General features: G+C 63.6%; 14 protein-coding genes. 9 read left to right on the forward strand and 5 right to left on the reverse strand.

The genetic code is table 11. The annotated features are described in order from the left end of the window. The 6 genes from B0F77_RS06360 to B0F77_RS06385 all read left to right on the forward strand — a co-directional run. Positions 1-917 (forward strand): lipase family protein (locus B0F77_RS06360; RefSeq protein WP_143466596.1); only part of this gene is annotated, 917 nt, incomplete at its 5' end. Continuing rightward, positions 914-1,372 (forward strand): hypothetical protein, encoded by a 459-nt coding sequence (locus tag B0F77_RS06365; protein ID WP_143466597.1) that lies wholly within the window; start codon positions 914-916, stop codon positions 1,370-1,372. The genes B0F77_RS06360 and B0F77_RS06365, both read left to right, overlap by 4 nt. A 7-nt stretch (positions 1,373-1,379) precedes the next feature. Further along, positions 1,380-1,769: a YbaB/EbfC family nucleoid-associated protein gene (locus tag B0F77_RS06370; protein ID WP_086661845.1), complete on the forward strand. Its 390-nt coding sequence runs from the start codon at positions 1,380-1,382 to the stop codon at positions 1,767-1,769. A 349-nt stretch (positions 1,770-2,118) separates the two neighbouring features. After that, the gene (locus B0F77_RS06375) at positions 2,119-3,693 is read left to right on the forward strand and encodes a type I restriction-modification system subunit M (RefSeq protein ID WP_086661846.1); all 1,575 of its coding nucleotides are present in this window, start codon (positions 2,119-2,121) and stop codon (positions 3,691-3,693) included. Continuing rightward, positions 3,686-4,882, forward strand: coding sequence for a restriction endonuclease subunit S (locus B0F77_RS06380; protein WP_211293687.1), 1,197 nt, complete (start codon positions 3,686-3,688; stop codon positions 4,880-4,882). The genes B0F77_RS06375 and B0F77_RS06380 overlap by 8 nt, the downstream gene beginning before the upstream one ends. 3 nt (positions 4,883-4,885) lie before the next feature. Further along, positions 4,886-7,963 (forward strand): HsdR family type I site-specific deoxyribonuclease, encoded by a 3,078-nt coding sequence (locus tag B0F77_RS06385; protein WP_086661847.1) that lies wholly within the window; start codon positions 4,886-4,888, stop codon positions 7,961-7,963. A 239-nt stretch (positions 7,964-8,202) separates the two neighbouring features. Here the strand turns inward: B0F77_RS06385 and B0F77_RS46970 are convergent, their stop codons facing one another. Next, entirely contained in the window at positions 8,203-8,532 is a 330-nt protein-coding gene (locus tag B0F77_RS46970; protein ID WP_143466598.1) for a hypothetical protein, read from the reverse strand. A gap of 70 nt (positions 8,533-8,602) precedes the next feature. Here B0F77_RS46970 and B0F77_RS06395 point away from each other — a divergent pair, with 70 nt between their 5' ends. Continuing rightward, the gene (locus B0F77_RS06395) at positions 8,603-10,447 is read left to right on the forward strand and encodes a helix-turn-helix domain-containing protein (RefSeq protein ID WP_158102619.1); all 1,845 of its coding nucleotides are present in this window, start codon (positions 8,603-8,605) and stop codon (positions 10,445-10,447) included. Positions 10,448-10,888: 441 nt separating this feature from the next. On the opposite strand, the gene B0F77_RS06400 is transcribed toward B0F77_RS06395, so the two are convergent. After that, complete coding sequence (locus B0F77_RS06400) at positions 10,889-11,242, reverse strand: hypothetical protein (protein WP_086661850.1); 354 nt, start codon at positions 11,240-11,242, stop codon at positions 10,889-10,891. A gap of 219 nt (positions 11,243-11,461) precedes the next feature. Between B0F77_RS06400 and B0F77_RS06405 the strand changes: the two genes are divergently transcribed. Then, positions 11,462-12,580, forward strand: coding sequence for a sensor histidine kinase (locus B0F77_RS06405; RefSeq protein WP_143466599.1), 1,119 nt, complete (start codon positions 11,462-11,464; stop codon positions 12,578-12,580). Continuing rightward, positions 12,568-13,221 carry a response regulator gene (locus B0F77_RS06410; RefSeq protein ID WP_086661852.1) on the forward strand — a complete coding sequence of 218 codons (654 nt, stop codon included), beginning with the start codon at positions 12,568-12,570 and terminating at the stop codon, positions 13,219-13,221. Before B0F77_RS06405 ends, B0F77_RS06410 begins: the two co-directional genes overlap by 13 nt. Positions 13,222-13,311: 90 nt before the next feature. On the opposite strand, the gene B0F77_RS06415 is transcribed toward B0F77_RS06410, so the two are convergent. From B0F77_RS06415 to B0F77_RS06425, 3 genes are read right to left on the reverse strand one after another with little or no spacing between them, the layout of a single operon-like run. Next, positions 13,312-16,053 (reverse strand): pPIWI_RE module domain-containing protein, encoded by a 2,742-nt coding sequence (locus B0F77_RS06415; protein ID WP_086661853.1) that lies wholly within the window; start codon positions 16,051-16,053, stop codon positions 13,312-13,314. Further along, positions 16,050-19,463, reverse strand: coding sequence for a pPIWI_RE_Z domain-containing protein (locus B0F77_RS06420; protein WP_086661854.1), 3,414 nt, complete (start codon positions 19,461-19,463; stop codon positions 16,050-16,052). Before B0F77_RS06420 ends, B0F77_RS06415 begins: the two co-directional genes overlap by 4 nt. Then, positions 19,460-20,575: a pPIWI_RE_Y domain-containing protein gene (locus tag B0F77_RS06425; RefSeq protein WP_245847859.1), complete on the reverse strand. Its 1,116-nt coding sequence runs from the start codon at positions 20,573-20,575 to the stop codon at positions 19,460-19,462. Before B0F77_RS06425 ends, B0F77_RS06420 begins: the two co-directional genes overlap by 4 nt. Positions 20,576-21,044 lie beyond the last annotated feature (469 nt).

Raw genomic sequence — 21,044 nt, forward strand, 5'->3', positions numbered from 1 at the left:
TCAAAACGGGTCAGGCCCAGGTCGACACGCTGATCGGAATGTCGCCCGGCATACTGTCGTCTCTGGGTGTGCCCGTTGATCTGGCCACGACATTGGACCTGCTGGCCGCGACCTATGCCGACGGCACAGCAGACGTCAAGTACGTCGAGGACTATCCCAACACGCCGCCGCACAACCTGCGCGAGATCTTGATGGGTCTTGATGAGCGCAACAGCCCTAGCAACGGGGAAAAGAGCAACATCGACGTGCGAGTCATCAAGGACGCCAACGACAAAGTGATCGGCTACGTCGTGGACATCCCTGGCACCAAGGACTGGAACGCGCCGTGGGATCCCAAGAGCGCGAACGACTCCGGTGTCAACATCGACGCGATGGCGGGCAACAACACCGTGCTGCAGCAGGGCATCGAGAAGGCGCTGCGTGAGGCTGGCGCGCAGGGAAGCGGTGTGCCGGTGATGCTGGTCGGCCACAGCCAGGGCGGCATTGTCGCCGCCCAGTCCACCAACGACCTCATCTCGGGCGGGTACAACGTGACGCACGTGGTCACCGCCGGATCCCCGGTCGGGCGAATCGACATCCCCGGCAACGTGCAGATGCTGTCACTGGAAAACAAGGGTGACGTCGTTCCGCACCTCGACGCCAGCGACAACCCGAACACCGCGAACCGCACGACCGTCACCTTCGAGAACCAGACCGGGACTGTCGGCGACAACCACAGCATCGGCGGCTACCGATACGACGAGAAACACCCAGACAAGCCGCGGGTTGATCAGAACTATGTCGCGGTTGCGGGACAACTCGATCAGAGCTCGGATCCGTCTGTCCGACGGTTCCTCGACAGCGCGGACGTCTTTACCCAAGGCGGACCGAAGTCGACGACGCTGACCTATCACGTGACGCGGGAGGGAGTGAAGTGAGCGCGGCAAGGCGCGTGGCCGGTGTGGTGGGCCTGGTCGTGATGCTGGTCGGGTTGCTGACCGGGTGCAACACGTTCGTGCAGTACTACGAGGACGTGGACGAACTTGGCAAGAAGATCGTGGCGGACTGGAAGGAGCAGTCAGAGGTAGCCGACGCGAGCTACGAGTACGTGCACGGCATCGACTCGGGACAGCAGATGGACCTCAAGGTCATCGTCCGCGCGGAGTCGGCCACGAACGAGGTCGTCGACAAGCTGAAGGACATCGCGAACCGCGACTACTGGCAGAGCACGGCGTACGACCGCGACATGTCGCTGCAGTTCGTCGCTTACTCCTCGGACAACCCGCCGGCGGCGGGCGAATCGGAACTGTCGAAGTCGATCGGCAAGGGTGATCTTGGCGTGTCGCAGAAAGTCGGGTTGGAGAAGTACGGGCCGAGGCCCACGACGAGGTGAGTGGACGATGACCCCGGACGAATGGCTGGCCGACTTCGAGGCCAAGACCGCGGAGCTGCAGCGCAACGCGGTTGCGTTTCGCCGCAACCTGGAGATGGCGGGGCAGACCGTCACCTCCGAGGACAAGGCGCTGACCGTGACGGTTTCGCCGAACGGAGCGCTGCTCGAACTCAAGATCGCACAGAACCCGGAGCTTGCCGCGAAGCTCATGGAGCTGGTGCGACAGGCGAGGGAAGGCGCCGCGGCCAACGTGCTCGGCGAGTTCCGGAACGCGGTCGGTGGACAGGCAGGGCGGTTGGACGCCGACGTCTCAGTGCCTGCGTTCGGCACGCCCGAGCCGCGGAAACCAAGGCCGGTCGAGGACGACGACTTCAGCGACAACTCGATCTACCGCTGATCGGAGTCCACCGCTCCCGCAAGGTGTGGACTGCACGTGCTCAACATGCGGTGCACTGTCAAAGGTGTTGTCTTTGGCCAGCGAGCGGCTGGTGCGTCCTGTACGCGGGTGAACATGCAGGGTTTCTGATCACTGCTGACCGCATCATCTGGTGGACAGTCGTTACCAATTTCGTGGTTGTGCCTGGGTGCATCTGGTGAGCGACTGTACTGCGAGTGGGGCGCCACGCGTGTTTACCCGGCAGGACGTGCCCAGGGCACGCAGGCCGGGCCTACCGAAATAAGGTGTCAGCACTCAACGCCACGGCCTTCGGGTCGCCACCCATTGACGAGCAAGGACACCCCGACTGATGGCAGTGACCCAGCAGGAGATCGAGAACCGGTTGTGGGACGCCGCCGACGAGCTGCGCGTGGCGATGCCCGAAGCGCAATACTCCTCGGTCGTCTTCCCGCTGATGTTCTGGAAGTACCTGTCGGACACCTGGGATCACCACCACCAGGAGTTCCTCGCGGAGAACGAGGGCTTGGACGGCCTCTCGGCCGAGGAAGCCCATGAGATCGAGTACCGCGACTACCAGTCGTTCGAGATCCCCTTGATCCATCCTGGCACGGTCCAGGCACGTCGGGCGTCTTGGTCGTCCATCCTCGCCACCATCACCCGGCCTGGCCTCGGTCAGCGGGTCCGTGCCTCCCTTCAGGCCATTGAGACTGCCAACCCGGACAAGTTCTCCCGCCTGTTCGGGTCTATGACCTGGACGTCGGAGGAGGTGCTGTCGGGGGAGGTGTTGGCGGCGGTCATGCAGGCGATGGATCGCTCGCCGAAGATGCACGAGGGCAACATGTCCCATGACGTGCTCGGTGGGGCGTACGAGTACCTGCTGAAGCGGTTCTCCGACGGGTCCGGTACTCGCGCCGGCCAGTTCTTCACCCCACGCGAGGTCGTCGAGCTGATCGTCGAGGTCTTGGATCCCAAGAACTTCGAGTCGGTGTACGACCCGACCTGTGGATCAGGCGGCATGCTCATCGCCTCCGCGAACCTCCTGAAGGCTCGAGGTGGACGCGGCTACACACTCAAACTGCACGGGCAAGAGGCCGTCCTGGACACGGCAGGTGTGGCCCGGATGAACCTCTTCATGCACAACCTCACCCAGTTCCAGGTTGAAGTCGGTGACACGCTGAAGGACCCGAGGTTCAAGAAACCGGACGGGTCCATCTCGCAGTTCGACGTGATCGTCGCCAACCCGCCCTACAGCCTGAAGTGGAAGCCCTGGACGAAGGACCCGCGCGCCATCGGCGGTGTCGCCCCGCAGTCGTCGGCGGACTGGGCGTTTGTGCAGCACATGATCGCGTCGATGGACCCGAAGAAGGGGCGCGCCGGCGTTGTCTTGCCTCACGGTGTCCTCTTCCGTGGCGGCCAGGAAGCGGCGATCCGTCAACGCGTGTTGGACGACGACCTGCTTGAGGCGGTCATCGGCCTGCCCGCGAACCTCTTCTACAACACCAGCATCCCCACGGCGATCCTGGTGTTCCGCGCACCCGGCACCAAGGCCCAGGAGCGGAAGGACGGCGTGCTGTTCATTGACGCCTCCAAGCGGTTCACCAAGGCCAAGAATCGCAACATCCTCACCGATGCTGACATCGCCGACGTCGTAACCGCGTACCACTCAAGCTTCGATGCTGACGGCAACCCGGTGGACCCCGACGGCGAGGGCGGCCTGTCAGCGCGGTTCATTCCCGCCACAGAGATCGTGGCGAACGGGTACGACCTCAACATCGGCCGCTACATCAAGCAGACCGCCGCCGAGCAGGAAGACCTCGGCACCCTCATCGACGCCTACAACATCGCCCGAGCTGCGCGCCAGAAGGCCGAACAGTGCATGCTCGCTGTCCTCGACGCCGCCGGAATCGAGGGCTTCGATGAGTGACGGCTATCCGCTTCGTCCGCTCGGCGAGGTGATGCGCCTTGACATCCAGCGCACGCCGATGATGCCTACAACTACCTACCGTCTGGCCGGGGTCCTGAACGCAGGACAGGGGCTTATCGCTAAAGGCGAGTTCGCCGGCGGAGACACGGAGTACGCGACGATGAACGTGCTGCGAGCCGATCAGGTCGTGATGCGAAAACTGACCGCGTGGGAAGGCCCGATCACCGTAGTGCCGGTCGAGTTCGACGGATTCGTCGTTAGCAACGAGTTCCCCACATTCACGCTTGGTCCAGAACTGGTGCCCGACTGGATGAGGCACGTCTGCCGCTCGCCGCGACTATGGGCGGAAATGAAGAATCGAGTGAGCGGAACAGTTCAACGGCGCAAGCGCCTCAACCCAGAGCAACTCTTGCAGATCCAATTCCCGATCCCGCCCCGCGAGATACAAGCGGGGATCGTCGAGATACTCGACGCAGTTGACAAACAGATCGCCGCACTCGATGAAGAGGCCGAGGTGCTGGACCGCGTATCGATGGTCGCGGCCAGGGACCTGCTCTCCAACGAACCACTCGTAGCGCTCGGAACGGTGCTCGATGACATTCAAGGGGGCAGGAGTCCTCAAGCGGATAAAAGGCCCCCTGACGCTGACGAGTTTGGCGTGTTGAAGGTCAGTGCGGTCACGCCCTTTCGTTTCCTTCCAGAGGAGTCCAAGACCCTTCTTCCCGGCACGTCCATGCCTGAGTCCGCGCTTGTTCGGCCTGGGGACGTACTCATTACGCGGGCGAACACGCCTCTGCGAGTCGGGGCAGTCGCGCGAGTACCTGCCGATGTTCGGAACGGCCTTTACCTTGCCGACAAGACTCTCCGTCTGGTGCCGTCGTCAAAGCTGGATCCAGACTTCCTGGTGGTGGCGATGGCGTTGAAATCGGCCCGGACCCACATCGCGAGTTCGGCTACAGGTACCAGCGCCTCAATGTTCAACGTCAGCCAGGATCGTATTCGTGATACACCGATACCGCTTCCTGATCTGAACCGGCAGCGGGAGGTTTCCTCCACCGTGCTGTCTGTTCGCACGAACGCCGACGCGGTGCATGCTGAGGCCGCCCGCCTCCGAGACTTGCGCTCCGGCCTGCTCGCGGGCTTGTTGGACCGCACCATCGACATCGAGTCCGCCGAGTCAGAGGTCTGAGCCGTGGCGAAGGGCGTTCGGGAGCGCGAGTTCCAGAATTTGATGATCCAGTGGTCTCTCCCGATGGGCTGGGCATTCACAGCGGGCAGGGCGCTGCCTCGCGAGACGACGCAGACGGTGCTTGCTGGGGAGTTGCGGGACGCGATCATCCGTTTCAACCCTGGGGTGATCGACGGGTTCGATGTGGATGGGGTGGTCGAGGAGATCATCGCCACGGTCAACGCTGTTGAAGGCGGCCTGGTGCGGGCCAACGAGCAGGTACTACGCCTGCTACGTGGGCATCAGGAGTTCCGAGGCGCCGCTGGCACGTGGCATGCCCTGAAGATCATCGACCTCGAGGACGCGAGTGCCAACACACTGACCGTGTCGGACGAGGTAACGATCACCGTCCCCGGCAAGACCTCCCGCCGGTTTGACCTCGTGTACTGGGTCAACGGCCTGCCCCTCGTGGTGGTCGAGGTCAAGTCACCGACCGCCAAGTCCGGATGGGCCGACGCCGCCCGCGAGATCAACGATGTGTACGCCACCGAGTACCCATGGTTCTTCACCTCCAACGTCTTCGCCGTCGCATCCGATGGGGTGAAGCTGCGATTCGGCGCCGCCGGAGCGCCCACGAACCTGTGGCAGCCGTTCCGGTCCACGGCCGATGACCAGAACCTGTCCGGGCAAGCCGACGTGAAGCGCTCCGTTGAGCTGCTGATGAACCCGGCCACGATCCTGGACATGCTCGCTGACTTCGTCCTCTTCGACACCTCCGGAGGTGGGCCGGACAGGAAGTACCTGCCTCGCTACCCGCAGATGGAGGCCGCGTACCTGATTCACAAGCGGGTTCTGGAAGGAGGATCGAAAGGGCTGATCTGGCACCACCAGGGGTCCGGGAAGACTTTGCTGATGGTGTTCGCAGCGTCGCTGCTGTTGGCTGACACCCGCACCGACTCGCCCACGATCATCCTGCTCTCGGACCGGACCCAGCTTGTCAGGCAGACATCCGGGGTGTTCACCTCTGCTCTGGGGGACGCCTACTTTCATCAGCCTGCCAACAGTCAGGAGTTGCGTTCCCTGCTGACTGACGACGTACGCGGCGTCATCTCCACGACCGTCCACAAGTTCGCCGACGCAGGTAAGAACCTGTCGACCCGCAGCAACATCATCGTGCTGGTCGACGAGGCACACCGCACTCAATCCTCCAGGTCGAAATCCTTGGCCGGGCAGATGCGCGCGGCCTTGCCTCACGCGAAGTTCTTCGGGATGACCGGCACCCCCGTCCGAAACCTGGCCACCGATACCTTCGCCCTCTTCGGCGAGGAGACTGACCCCGGCCGGGTGCTACACCATTACTCGGTGTCCCGGTCTTTGCTGGATGAGGCGACCGTCCCGGTCATGCTGAACTCGCACCCGGTCGCTTTCGAGATGAACGACCAGGCGTTGCAGGCCGAGTTCGACGAGTTCGCCGATGACTTCGACCTCGACGATCCCGACCGCGAAGCCCTGTCGCGCAAGTTCGGGCGGCTGACCTCAGTGTTCGCCAACCCTGAGCGAATCCACGCGGTTTGCCAGCACATCGTGGACCACTACCTAGCCGGCGCTTACCGCAACGGCCTCAAGGCCCAAGTCGTCGCCTACAACCGCGAGATGGCCGTGGCGTACACGGACAAGATCAACGACCTGCTGGCCGGCTTCGAGGCGTCACAAGTCCTGGCCGAGGTCGGGAAACACGAGCGGATCACCGCCGAGGTGAACATCTCCGTCTCGGACTCCAAGGACGAAGACCCCGCCATGCGACCGTTCCAGCTCTCGGAAACCGATGAGGAGGAACAGAAGCGGCGGTTCCTCACTCCGGACAACCCGCTGTGTTTCCTTGTAGTGACCGCGAAACTCATGACTGGGTTCGATGCCCCCAACGAGGGCGTCCTCTACCTGGACAAGCCGCTGAAGGCCCACAATCTGTTCCAGACGATCACCCGCCCGAACCGCACCTGGCTGTCCCCGACCGGGTTCCTGAAGACCTCCGGCGTGGTCGTTGACTACATCGGTCTGGCCGAAGAGGTCCAGCGAGCGGTCGTCGACCCCGCCGCGGAGGGAACCGGCAAGGGTGGCGGGTTCGTCACCGACATGTTCGAGCTGGTCGCCGAGTTCCGCACCACCTTCGCCCGGATCGAAGACCTGCTCGCGGACGTGGATGACCTGGACCTCACCGTCCACGGGTACGAGTCCGTGCGAGCCATCAACCTCTTCCTGGACGCCAACCCTGGCGCTGCGGAGGTGTTTGCCAAGGACTACCGGCTCTTGGCCCGCTTGTACCCGCTGATCAACACCGACAAGCGGGTCGCTAAGTACCAGGACGGCTTCGGACTGTTCGGGTCCGTGTACACGACCCTGTTCAAGAAGTCATCTGACGAGGAGAGGAAGCAACGGCTGAGCGAGCTGGGTCCGATGGTCCTGGAGATCATCAATGCCCACGTCCACTCGTTCTCCGTGGTCGCCGCCCAGCAGGAAGCCCTCGTCTTGAACGCTCAGGGCATTGCTGTCCTCAAGGAGCTGCTGGCTCTCGTCCGCCCCAAACCTGGCAAGAACGACGCCGGGGACAAGACGCCGCCGTCCGCGGCGGAGATCCTGGACCACATCAAGGCCGCTCTCGAAAAGGGGGTCGACCCAGGGTCCGCGAAGTACACCGCCCTCGCGGAGCGAATCAGGCAGTTGCGGGACCGGATCATCCAGAACGCCCAGGACGCTCTGGACTTCCTCTCCGAAGCACTCCGGGTTGCCCGCGCCATTGTGGACGCCGAGAAGCATCCTGACGAAGCCGTGGTCGTGCTGGACGACGACCATGTCGGCGTTCTGTCGCGGATCATCCACGACCACGCACCGCCGGGGTTCACGGTCACGGAGAGGAACCTGGCCGAGGAGATCGATCAGGTGGTGACCCGAACCCTCGCCCGGTCTTGGGACAACGCTGACGCTCGCAACCGAGGCGTCCGCCGCGCCACCGCCGCGGTCTTCCGCCGGTACATGCTGAAGCCGGTCGGGGAACCCTACGACTCCACCGTCGCCTACATCGAAGCCCACTACCTCGTTGACTGACGAGTGCGCGTCGAGCCCGAACTCCAGGGTGGTTTGTGATCTATCAACCGGGTTCGTCGCCGGAACGGCGTCGAAGGTTGCTCCGGCGGGTTGGAGCAGTGCGGTCGAGGTGCCCGCTCAGGATCGCCTTGGCCGGGGAGCCTCGATAACTGAGGCTTCGCCGACGGCGCGCCCCGACCGAGTCTTGTCGCCGACGCACGATCGCTTGAACCCGCAACGTCCTTGCGGCTAGAGGTGGTCTACGACCCCTTGCGCATGAAGTGCAGAATCCCCAGGATCGCACCGATGGTCGTGAGGATGGCGCCTCCGCCGGTGAGGAATGCAGCAGGCACAGGCCATCCGGCAAGCCAGGACAGAACGCCGGCGCAGATGCCGACGACGAAGGCGGTGAGGACGGTGATGGCTACTTGGAGGCCACGGTTCACCTCGTTGTTGGCCCCTTCGGTGCACATGTGGTCTCCAAATCGTTCGGGCGCAAAGTTAGAGAGCCACCGCCTGCTGGTCGGGTGAACCAGCAGGCGGTGGAGGGCCAGCGTACGCTTGAGTTGTTCCGATTCTGCTCCCATCATGCTCCGATGGGAGCATCTTGCGCAAGTCTGGCAGAATAGATGCAGCTCAGGGATCCAGGAGGCGGATAGCGTGGCGCAGGCCAGCAGCATGCACCTGCGCACAGAAGACGTGCGCAACCTGCGTAAGAGCCGCGGGTGGTCCGCTCAACGTCTTGCTGAAGAGTGCGCGAAGCTCGGCGAGCCGTCCCTCAGTCGGGGCACGATCGCGAAGATTGAGTCAGGGGTTCGAAAGTCGGTAACCGATCACGAGCTGGCTGTACTCGCCGCGGCGCTCGGGGTGACTTCGTCCGACCTGGTCGATGACACGTCGGCAGGGCCTGTCGTTCAAGCAGCGTCAATCTCCGGGGACGTCATCTTCTCTGATGGGCGTTCAAGAACGACCCCACTGCCGCTTCGCCTAGGGCTAGTCCCACCGCGAGCGGCGGCCTACCAGGACCGTGTTGAAACCAACCTCGGTTCGATTGGACACGAAAAGGCCGTCGTGTTGTTCGGTATGGGCGGGGTCGGAAAGACTCAACTTGCTGCTGCTTACGCAGAGAAAGCCTGGGCCGCTGGTCGCGCAGGCCTGTTGGTTTGGATCACCGCCACCTCGCGTGAGGCGATCGTGTCTAGCTACGCGCGGATGGCTGACCTACTGACTGGCGAGGAATTCGATCCTGAGCATGGGGCTCAGCGGGCGCTGGAGTGGCTGGCCACGACGACGGAGCCCTGGTTGGTGGTCTTGGACGACCTGCAGAGCCCCGGCGACTTGCAAGGGTTGTGGCCGCCGTCAACGCCAGCCGGTCAGACCTTGGTGACCACCCGCCGTCGCGACGCTGCACTGCATGGGGACAAACGGCAAGTGGTCGGGATCGATGTCTTCTCTTCGGATGAGGCAACTGCCTACTTGCATGCAGTGCTGGGCGGTCACCCAAGGTTGCTCGATGGTGCCGCAGAGTTGGTGCAGGATCTTGGGCGCTTGCCCTTGGCTCTGGCGCAGGCAGGCGCCTATATGTTGGATCGCCAGCTGTCGTGTGCGGAATACCGTGCTCGGCTGGCCTCGCGACACCTAGCGAGCATGGTGCCTCACTCTGACGCGTTGCCTGACACGTATCGGAGCACTGTCGCTGCGACGTTGGCTTTGTCTGTCGAGCAAGCTGATCGGTGGGCGCCAGAAGGTGTGGCGCGTCCGTTGCTTGACGCGGCCAGCGCATTGGACGCCAACGGTATTCCGATCGAGGTCCTCACCGCTCCTTCTGTGCTGAACCTGCTCTCCGAAGGAGCTGGACGACCCATCGATGAGTATGACGCGCGAGATGGCTTGGGCTGCCTGCACCGGTTGAGCCTGATCTCGCTTGACGTCAACTCGCGGTCGCGAGAGGTGCGGATACATCCGCTGGTGCAGCGCATCACCCGTGACAGCTGGTCGGACGAGCGGACCGAAGTCGTGGTGCATGCGGTTGCCGACGCAGTTCTGCATGCGTGGCCAGACGTCGAGCAGGATAGAGCGGTGGCGCAGGCGCTGCGTGACAATGCGGCCGCGCTGGTCGTGACAGGTGGCCGGCACCTTTGGCGGCAAGATGGTCACCAGGTGCTGTTCCGCTTGGGGGAAAGCTTGGGGGAAGGCGGTCTGCCAGCGGAGGCTAGGGACTACTACGACGGGCTTCGAAGGTCGGCAGCCCACGATCTTGAACCCGATCATTCCAGCGCGCTTGCTGTTCGTGCGAGCCTTGCTCGTTGGCGGGGTGAAGCTGGTGATCCGGTAGGTGCTGCTGCTGAGTTTGAGCGGCTGCTTGCGGATCAGGTTCGTGTGTTCGGTCCGGATCACGTGGACACGCGCACCACTCGCGCCATGCTCGCTCATTGGCGAGGGGAAACCGAAGATTCCTCTCGTTCAGGAGCTCCGCTGGAGGAATCAACACACGAGCGTTGGTGAGTGGGACCGGCTCGCTCGTAGCGACCTTGAACGGCGCCTGCTCCACCCTCTCGCAGGGGTGCTCGTCGGTTCAGGTTAGGAGTGGCAACCCCACAAACACGTTGCTCCCGACCGCCCACGCCGTCTCGAGTACAACGGACGCAGTCTTGCGGAAACCACTAATCATGGTGCCTCCTTCCCCTCGCTTCTTGCGATCTTCTGGTGTGCTGCTACCTAGGACCAGACTTGCAGACCTGACAAGGACGAGAACGACGAAGGCGACTAGGAGAACGAGCCACGTCGGAATCGAACCGACCACTCCAACCCCTAGCCTCAACCGACGAGCGTCGCCAGTGTGACACGCCCATCGTGTTGTCCGCGACGCCCAGTTCGCGGCTGCCAGGTCAACCTCTATCGCGCGGGCGGTACCGCGGTGATCGAACCGCGGCACCGCCCTTGGTGTCAGTTCCAGTTGCAGGCGTATCCGAAGTAGCCCTGGCTTTCCCATGGGTAGATGCTCAGCCGGAAGCCGGAGCACCAGCCCCAGTTGGCGTACTGCTGGGCGAACCAGCGGTGGCCGTAGGCCAGGGCGTAGTAGGCGGTCTTGATCTGCCAGGGCGCGGCCGCCGGTGGCGCGGGCACGTTGCCGTTGGCGAGCGCTCTGGTCTCGGACTTGCTGAGGTAGATGGTGCATCTGCCGCTGCCGCATGATGCGACTGAGGCTTCCGCAGGTGCTGGCGTTGCGACGGCGACGCCTGTGGCGATCACCCCGGCGATGGCTAGGGCCGCGGCCAGCTTCTTCAGGAAGGCGAGCATTGGAGTGTCCTTTCTGGTCGATCGGCGTGACTGGTGCAAGAGTGCTGGCGAGATATGGCGACTCGGCAGTCGTCACTTGCGACGGTCGGCGGTAGTGCTGTCGGCGCAAGTGACGACTGCCGATCGGGTGGTTGTCGGGGGAAGGTGATGACCATGGCGGTGTGCACAGCTCCAGCCACCCAGACACGGCACCGGGTGGAGCGCTGGATCCTCAGGTCTGTGGCGCTGTTGCGCGTCGCGCAATACGCGGCACCTCTGCCGGTCGTCGCCGCCCACAACGTGATCAATTGGAACGGGCACGGCCGGCTGGTCGCAGGGGCATACATGCTGGGCGCGGGATGGTCGGCGTGGATGTTTGCCCGCTCGCTCCAAGGCGGTGGACGCGTGATCACGCCACGACTGGCGGTACTCGACATCACCGTCATCACTGTGCTGCAGACAGCGATGCCGCTGCTACTTGGCGCTGATCGCGAGCGCTGGCAAAACTGGACTTACGGTCCCGCTATCGGCGCTGCGTTCGTCGTGGTCCTTTACGGTCCGCGGCCGCTGGCGTGGCCTTTGGCATGCCTCCCGGTCTTGTCGTGGGCGACCATTCCATTAGTGGGCGCGGCAACCGGCGCCGCAGTCGACCACTCCGACGTGCTGGCCTGGTCGGTCGGGATGCTGCTGTTCGCCGGGCTTGGGGCCCACATTGCTGCTGTGCTGCGGGGTCTGGCAATCGAGTTGGACGAAGCGCGTGCCGCAGAGTCGGCAGCGGTAGAGCGGGAGGCAACTCTCCGCGCAGGGCTTGCTGAGCGCAGGAAGCAGTGGCGAGGGTTGCACGACACTGCTCTCACGACCCTTGAGATGATCGCCGGAGGAGCGCTTGACGCCCGCGCAGAGCAGGTGCGGCGACGCTGTCAGCAGGACGCGAATTACCTGCGCGGCCTGATGATGGGCGATGACATGACCAGTTCGGCCAGCCTGACCACGATGTTGTCGGATGTGCTGCGCGACCGGTCTGTGCTGGGCCTGCGGGTGCATCCGCAGTTCGACAACCTGCCGCTGCAAGTGCCCTCCGCGGTGGCCGAGGCCTTCGAAGTCGCGGTGCGAGAAGCGCTCAACAACGTGGCGAAGTACGCCGACGTTGCGGAAGCCTGGTTGACCGCGGTCGGCACCGAGCAGGGAGAGCTCCACGTGACCGTGGTCGATCGCGGGGTGGGATTCGATGTGGAGACAACGACTTTTCGGGGCATGACGCGCTCGATCCGGCATCCGATGGAGGAGGTCGGTGGGACCGCGCACTTCGACAGTTCGCCGGGCGAGGGAACAACTGTGGAGCTGTCGTGGACACCGTGATCGCACTCGGGATCGTTGACGACGACCAGCTGCTACTCGACGCGATGAGGCTGTCCATCGCCGATGTCGAGGACGTGAACCTTGTCGCCAAGGCAGGAACGGTTGGTGACTACCTCGCCCAGCCGGAGCGTGCTGAGGTTGTGCTGCTCGATCTGAACCTGCGTGACTTCAGCGAGCCGGCGGCCAATGTGGCTGCACTAGTCGCTGCCGGACACCGCGTTGTCGTCTTCTCGGTGCACGGCGAGCACGAGCACATTGTGACCACCACGGAAGCGGGAGCGTCGGCCTATGTGCTCAAGAGCGGCACCAACACCGCGGAGCTGCTGCAAGTGATTCGTGAGGTCGCGGCAGGCGGCTCTCCGATGACCACGGAGCACGCGTTCTCCTTGAGCCGGGATGCCCGCTCGAAACGGCCACATCTGTCGCCGCGTGAACGTGAGGTCCTGCGGATCTACGGCACTGGCAGCACTCTGGGGACCACTGCTCGCAGGATTGGGATCAGTGAGTCCACCGCGCGGACGCACCTGCAGCGGATCAAGGAGAAGTACGCCGCAGTCGGGCGCCCGATCAACCACCGCACGGACTACATGCTGCGGCATCGAGAGGATGGCTTCGGTCAGGAGACGCTGGGCGGCCAATGACGTGGTGCCACCTACCCATGTCTCACACGGCAGCAGGCCCCTCGTTGTTTCTCGAGGGGCCCGTCACCGTGCAACGTGTTGAGACGTTGCTTAGGGCGTTTCTTCTTCCTGTGTCTGGGTTCCTAGGACGTATTCCTCTGCTAGACGGGCTAGGTGCAGTGGCATGGGCAGCGCCGTTCCATCGTCGTATTGGAGGTTCGCCCAGCGGAGCTGATGTGCGATGCCTGCCCATGCTTGTGGATCGTCACCTGGCTGGACCGCGGCGACGGTCATTTCAACCATCCGTGCGTTCCACACGTCGGCGGTGGGAGTCGGAGGAATGGTCACCTCCGTAGGCTCCTCGCCATCCTTGGCGCGCGGCGTGAACGTGTGGCCGTCCACCTTGGAGAGGCCGTGGAGTGTCGAGCTGGCCTGTACCGGTTTGTCCGTAGTACTGGCGAAGACCCGGTCGCCGTGCATACGCCAGAGGCCGCCTGATAGCCCCCAGCTGTTCTTCTCGTCAGTTCCGATTCCCCACACATCAGGGACTTCGAGGTTCTCGCAGGCGTCACGGACCCTCACGTGCCGAAGGCCCGTACCCGACACCGCTCGGTCATCGAGATAGTCGAACAGCAGCTTGCCATTGCCGATGAACGACCAGTCCGGACGCAGGTTGCCTGTGTCAGTCAGCAGGAGAGTGTCCCGCCGCAACGCGGTGACGTCTCGGATGCGATCGGCGATGAACTTGTGGACGAAGCCTTGGTTTTCCGGCGTGCGGGCTTCAGCGTCGAACCGACCGTCGCGTGCGAGCCGGGTCAGCCCGTCGCGATAGTCCATCCAGTCGGTGAAGTAAGGAGAGATCAACTGAGGGTGCTGTTCGCCGGTGGAGTCGAGGTATACCATGACCGGCACACGACGTCCGAATGAGCGGCGCCGTGTCTTGTTCAGCCGCACGACCCAGATCGCGAGGTAGTAGACCTGCTCGGGGAGCTGCGTCTTGCGGATCTTCACCGTAGGGGGGACCAGTTGGACTCCCCACTGACGGAGCAGATCTCGCCATGCCCGCGCTATGCGCTCTTGGTCGGCCGCCTGTCCGGCAGGTGAGTACGTGAACTGGGTGACTCGGCCCGTGTTGGCGTGCGCCAGTCGAAACGCGGGTTTCGTGTCTCCGATCGGCTGGGTTTTGAAGTAGTCCCGGTGGTTGATCTCGACGATGCTGCCGACGATGCTGTCGGATGATTTCGGTAGTGAACGTTCGATCTCCTCGGCCCTGGAAGCCAGGGCGGTTTGAACTTCAGTCGACTTCGCGTGCCTTGAGAGCTCGATCTTGTCTGCGTGTTTGCCGAGCACCGTGTGGGTTGTCAGTCGGAGCGCGCCGCCCCCGATCTGCCAGGTGAAGCCGGTGGCGGTAGCAGTGGCAGGACCGAGGTCCCGGCTGATCACCGTGGCGACGAGTTGGGGCAACGTGGAGTCTTCCCAGTGGTGGACCTCAACAGTGAGTGTGCGGTCTCCGCGCGTGCGATCGACGAGCCTGGCCAAGCCTGCTTGCACCAGGGGTGCGAATTTCGCCGGCAAAGCGTCCAGCGCGGGTGCAGGGTCGGCGCCGGATTCCTTGGCTGCCTTGCGAATCTGCTTCTTCTGTTGGGCTGCAGCGCGCTCGAGCGTGCTCTTGACGATCTTGGGAGAAGTCGCGAACGAGCGAACTCCAAATACCCGTGAGAAGGGCTCGTCGGGGGTGATCCATCGCTCGAGCACATGGCTCGTCCAGTCGAACAGCTCGCGCCGTTCCCGCACGGACAAGCCAGGAGCGACAGCGTGCTTGCCGAGATCGTTACGAAAGACGATGGCGATGCCGTCTTCGCGCGTGGATTTGTCCAGGTGTGCACGAGGGTTGGTAGCGAGATCTGCTGGATCCGGCAGCACTGGCCGGAGTGCAAGGTGCTCGAGTACTGCGTGCAGGCGATCGGTCCAGTCGATTCCCTTGCCGGGATACCAGCGAGCGCCGATTCGGCGGAAGGCGCGCGACCGTCCGGTCTTGTCGAGCAGGGGGTGGGAGCGGACGAGATGTACGTTGGTGTTGCTGGTGGCCGGCAGCTTTGCCCGCGAGTAAGCCCAGCGACGAACCCCGAAGTTGGCGTAGACAGCGGGGTCTGGCCGTCCAGGAACGGTCTGGACTTGGAGCGTGGTCTTGTAGGAGAACGGCAGCTCCTGGTTTGCCGGTGGCCATGAGACGGCTTCGGCGCCTTTGTCGGATTGGGATCGGCGGAACTCGATGGGCTCGCCTTGCCCGTGTGGCCAAGCGGTTCCTGGCGCGGTCAACTCGCTGACGAGCACGTGCGGTAGCAGCGTGAACAAGAGCGCACCTGGCTGGGCGGTCCCGTTCGGCCCGATCTTGCTAGCTTCCTCCGCGAAGTCGACAGTCCTTGGTTCCCAGTCGAAGTCTTTCCATCCCGGCGCTCCGGGTTGTACTGCGGCGAGCGCTTCCCGCAGCAGCTTGTGATCCTCGGCCGTTTGATCCTTCTGCTTGCCGAGGGTGTGGATCCATGCGCGGATGATGCGGGCGATGCCGTCCCTGGGGATGGGTGAGGTCGCGTACAGCCAGTCTTCGCCGTTCCAATCGGCGTTGAACGCCGCCGGGCGAATGAGGTCGGGTGCGAGGAGCGCGACCGCATCATTGAGAGCCCCGATTGGGAGCTGCTTGTACCTGTCGGGATCGCGCGGCTTGCTGGAACGGAACAGATCAAGCAGCGGCTTGTGCCACTCTCGCGGGTAGCGCAGGGCGTGGTAGTCCAGCGGCTCGAGTGTGTTGAGGCTGAGGTGGAAACTGGTTGACCGAAGCTGGTTGTACGTCACAGCGGTGCGCCCTCCAATGTGGATAGAGCGTGGTGGAGGGGTTCGTAGAGCAGTTCCACCAGGTGGGTGTCTGGGTCAGTGGAAGGTTTGTCGAAGTAGGGGGCTAGAACGGATCGCATGCCGGCGATGAGGCTGATGTCGGTGTCATCCTCGTCGCTGCGTAGACCCATGAGCCTGGGTGCGAACTTGGCGTCGCAGAAGTACACCTCCGCGGGGCAGCCGCCGCGGACGAGGCGGCCAATGACCTGCCAGATTCCAACGAGCTGACTCCAGGTCATCCCGTCTTTGTCGTCACCTGTCAGAGCGCTGTAGGCCAGTGGGCGTCGTAGCCATGTGCGCCACAGCCCCTGGGCTTTGTGTCGGAAGGTGCGAGCGCACTCCGCTAGGTCCACGCGCTGGCCGGTTGGGACAGCGCTTAGGTTGTTGCGGATCTCGCTGATGGCCCAGGCGTTCAAGGTTTGGGTGACGTAGTCGAGATCGTCGGGACGTGGGTGCGGTCGAACGAAGAAGAATGCCGCGCCGATCGCTGCCCGGTGGTCGTCGGTGAGGATGTTGTGGCCGCGCTCCATCGCCAGCAGAGGCGCGACGAGTACTGCCGCTCCGGTCGCAAAGAGCGTCTCCACCTCGCCGCGGGGTAGTGCCGTCGCGCCGGAAGGAGCGAGCCAGTCAGCACCGAAGTCCCTGTCGTCGGGAACGAGGTAGCGGACCTGGTCCTTGAGCGTCTCGTTGGCGTGCGCGATCGCGTCGGCAACGAGTTTTGCTTCCTCATAGTTGCCAACAAGGATCAGTGCGCGTCGTCGGTTGGGGTCGGTGATGCGTTCGAGTGCTGCTTCGAGGCGGCTGGCGCCAAGCCGTGGAGCGACCAGCGCGCGAGCCATTCCCTGCAAACAGCGCCGTCGAACTTGGCGGTCGGAGATCCCTGAGATCACGTAGGGCTGATCCGGTTTGTCCGGTGGGTACAGCGGGAAGGTGTAGAACCGGCTCTGCTTGATGGCCTCGACTTCTTTGCTTGGTGCGCGCAGGACCACATCGACGGGATAGTCGATGTGGTAGCGAGGCGAGTTTTTCGCCCAGCTGGTTCCTGACAGCAGCAGCACGTTCGGGCCGCGGACTCCGTCGGCGCAGAATAGGTTGTGTAGTCCCACGAGTGCGAAGCGGCCGACACCGGCGTAGCGGAAGAAGGACAGCTGTCCGCCTGGTTGATCATCGTCGGCGCTTGGTCGTGGTTGGTCTTCTATCCGGTATCGGAAGCCGAGCACGTTGCCCATGGGGGAGTCGGGGATGACAGGCGTGAAGTCTTGCGGTGGCCGGTGGAACATCAGAGGACTGACTCCCCGTAGATCCAGTCGGCCCTCGACTGTGCGCCAGCGTTCGATGACCGAGTCCAACTGATCGGCTAGCACGGTGGTCACCACGAGCAACTCCAGCCGCAAGGCGTTGCGGGACTCGATGTTCTCGGGCATCCCGTTGTCGCGCTTGCGGGTACCGGGCTTGTCCTTCTCCGTTGCCGCCTTCATCGGTACACGCCTGACCAACGTGCGGAACTCCGCTTGCCGGGCGGGTTCGTCGGGCAGGTGAAGTGTTTTGACGAGCTCGACCAATGCTGCGGACGATGCCAGTTCCGTAGTTTTGGTTCGCTTGCCGAGCGGATCGTCGAGAAACCGGTCGAACATGGCGCGCAACGCATCGGCGTCCGCGGAACCAAGCAACGACGTCTCACCGTCTTCATCGCGTTCGAGTAGCAGCGGAGCCCACTCCTCGGCGAGTTTGGTGGCTAGTGTCCAGCCGGTGAAGTAGTCCTCGCCCATCCACTCCCGCAGATAGCGTCCCGATCTGCCGGTCAACAGGTTGTACAGCAGGGCCGTGGCGATGCGTACGAGGTTGAGATGGGCGACCCACGCGAGCACCGCGCTGTCCTGAAGCTGAGCGAGCTGACTTCGCCCGAGTTCCCGATCGACCTGGCCCCACAAGTCCATGAGCCACGACTCTGTCGCGCCGATGAGTGTCTGCGACGGACTGAAGATCGAGTCGAGCTGTGCTTGTACTTGGTCGGCCTCGTCGACGATGAGCAGGTCCATCGTGCGCCACGCAGCTTCGAGATACCGCATGCCTTCGGGGTTGAGCTCTCGTGGAACCCGCGTCTGGATCAGGCTCGCAGTCGTCGCGACCCAGAGCTTTGTGGTGACAAGGGCTCGGGAGGCTTCGTGGCGCTGACAGTTGCTCCACAATGGACAACCGCGCACTCCCTCGCGCCGTCCCGTGCTGTCGTCCTCGTCGACGGGACGACGAAGGCTTCGGCACGGCGCTTGTTCGACAGGCCATGGTGTTGCGCTGTCGGTGCGTAGACCATCCAGGCCGCATGCCGTGCTAACCCATTGGTACCCGGAGTGCTTGGGGTACAGCGGAAGGGTTCCTGTTCTGGAGTCGAGACGGTGGATTCGCTCGACGTGCGTTCGCCGGTTCGACTCTCCGATCACAGGGGCTGCATGCGTTGTGCCGGTCAGCCTGTTGAACAGGTCAACCATGCGCAGCACTGCTGTCACGTCACCGAGCACAACGGTGACACGCTTGTTCTCTGTGACTGTGAGGTGCCAGGCCAGGACCGCGACGAGGGTGGTCTTGCCGACGCTGAGCATGCCGGCCATGTGCAGTAAACCGTCGATGGTGAACGTGTCACGTTCGCCAAAGCGGTCGTTGGCCTGCCGGACCTCGAAGATGATCCTGCCAATGCGTGCTTGCCAGCCATCCTCAGGTGACACTTCCGCCCCGTCAGCTTCGGCTCCGTCCATCTGCTGTGCGGCGGCGAGAAGCTGATCACGGGTGACGACCAGGTTCTCGCGGTCGTGCCGAAGCGACAGATCATGCCCCTGAGCTGTTTCAGGCAACGGCAGCCAGCGAGGAATACGCACGCTGCTGCGGTGCCGCTCCGTGGCGAGCACGTACTCACCGGGCTGCGCCGGTGTGATCTTGTCGCGGTCGTGCTCCGGTGCTGTGGCCAAGGCAGAGTCGTAGTCGATCCATCGGCGGGTCACCTTCGGCACATCGCGCCGCCGGAACGAACCGTCCCCAGCGATCGCGAACCCACGCAAGTCGGCCGGAACCTTCTCATATGAGGCGAGGACCCGCGCAAAGTCATATGGACTCTTGACTCCGGTCAACCGGAAACGGGCGATCGCGATCGAGCGCAGATCCTCGGCACTGGGCTGAGTGCCGCACGCCTGCGCGACTGGATACCCGTTCAGCAGGCTCCAGCCCGCATCAGCTGTCGCCGATGGCGCGACGCGCCCAAGGAGCGTCAACGCCAGCTCGACCTCGGTGATCGCCTCGGCGAGTTTCTCGTCATCGCCGCCACCCAGGGCAGACTTAAGCTCAGCCAGGAGATCCTTGCGCCAGCTCGTCCGTGACCTCACCGGTTGTCACCTCGCAACACTGGCAAGTCCTCCCTGAGGAACGTCTTCTCGGTCCGCACCACGACTCCGGTGGCCGCCAAACCTGGTACCAGGCTCGTTACCAGCTGCACGTATCCGGGCCGGCCCCGTGTGCGTTCTCGATCGACGACGACGAACAACTTGTCGGCCCACTCCGGTACCCGAGGTGGGCGACGCCGGAGCCTCCTGGCCAACAGTGCTGGGTTCCGCCACGACTTGACGTCGACCGCCCACCACCGCCCTGGCTGGTTCGGCACTGGAATGCGTATGTCGCACAGGTCGAACTCCGGATAGGCCTCTGGCTCGAAGTCTTTTTGATCAAGCCAACGCAGCAGCCTTGATTCCGCTCGGCCTGGCCCGGTGACGAACGTGCGTAGCCCTCGGCCGACGGTCCAGATATCCGACGTCGCGGACAGTTCGCGGCCTGCCCGATATTGAAGCCGAGCGCAGTCGTCCTCGACGCATCGCCAGCCGTGCGGCGTCGGCACGCTCAGGTTGTGGCATCTTCCGCACTCCTGGAAAACTCCGCCTGCTGCGAGGTGTGCGCCTGGACGTTCGTACGCCTGGTGGATGTACTGCGCCAGTGGTGCCAGGTACGGCTTGCTGCGGACGTCCAAGAACTCCTCGCCGTCCAGCACTGGGTTGTCGATCAATAGCTGCCGGAACTCGACGTAAGCCCGTTGATCACGCATTTCACGGCACCAGTGCAGGACCTCAAGCACTACACGTCGTTCTGACAGCTCGGCCTCGACGTCGTCGACATCGAGAGCCCACTCCTCGCACAATCGAGTCGGCATGCCGCTGGCCATGAGGATGTCTCCGTCTCCGACCAGGTCTTTCTGTAGGCGAAGCGGCCACTCGGAGAACGGCTCGTGTGCCAGACGCAAGAGGTCGGCCACGCTGCCTGGCGGGTCCACGTTCCGGGCGCGACACAACACCGTCAGCCGATTCATTGCCCGCTGCAGCGGAGGTGGGTACGGGACGCGCACAGCGCCCTCGGCGCGCACGCGCTCGCTCAGTCGCGCCAGGCCGCTGGCCACCAGATGAACGATGTCCTCGTCCCATGACGCCACTGGATCATCATCCAGCTTCATCAGGTTCACGCGACACACAGTAGCTGCACAAGTTGTCGGCAGATGTGTTTTGCAGACAGCTCCAGCTTCTTCGGCGTGTCGGAGTGCGTCCTGTGGGCTAGGAGCGGCATCCTCCTGGCTGTGCGATCCACTACCTCACTACAGCAAACAGCAGGTCAGGAGGCTGCTTTGATCGCGACGACGCAGAGGCTGAGCTCGGCGGATAGATCTATGCGCTCGGATGTAGCACTCACTCGCACCCGTGGACTGACTGGGCTGACCATGTCGACAGCACGGCCTGCGATGGCGTGCTGGCCTACGTGCGTCGACGCAGTCGTCGATGGAGCCGGTCACACGCAATCAAAACTTCTTCGGACATCCTCCGCGACTAATCCCTAAAGCAGAACGAAGGCGCTGATAACCAACCCGGTGGTGCGGCGCGAGGCGCGAGGGAGAGGTCGTCCATGAGGGCGTGGAGAAGGTACTCCGA

This window comes from Lentzea kentuckyensis (assembly GCF_002150765.1).
Taxonomy (GTDB): domain Bacteria; phylum Actinomycetota; class Actinomycetes; order Mycobacteriales; family Pseudonocardiaceae; genus Lentzea; species Lentzea kentuckyensis.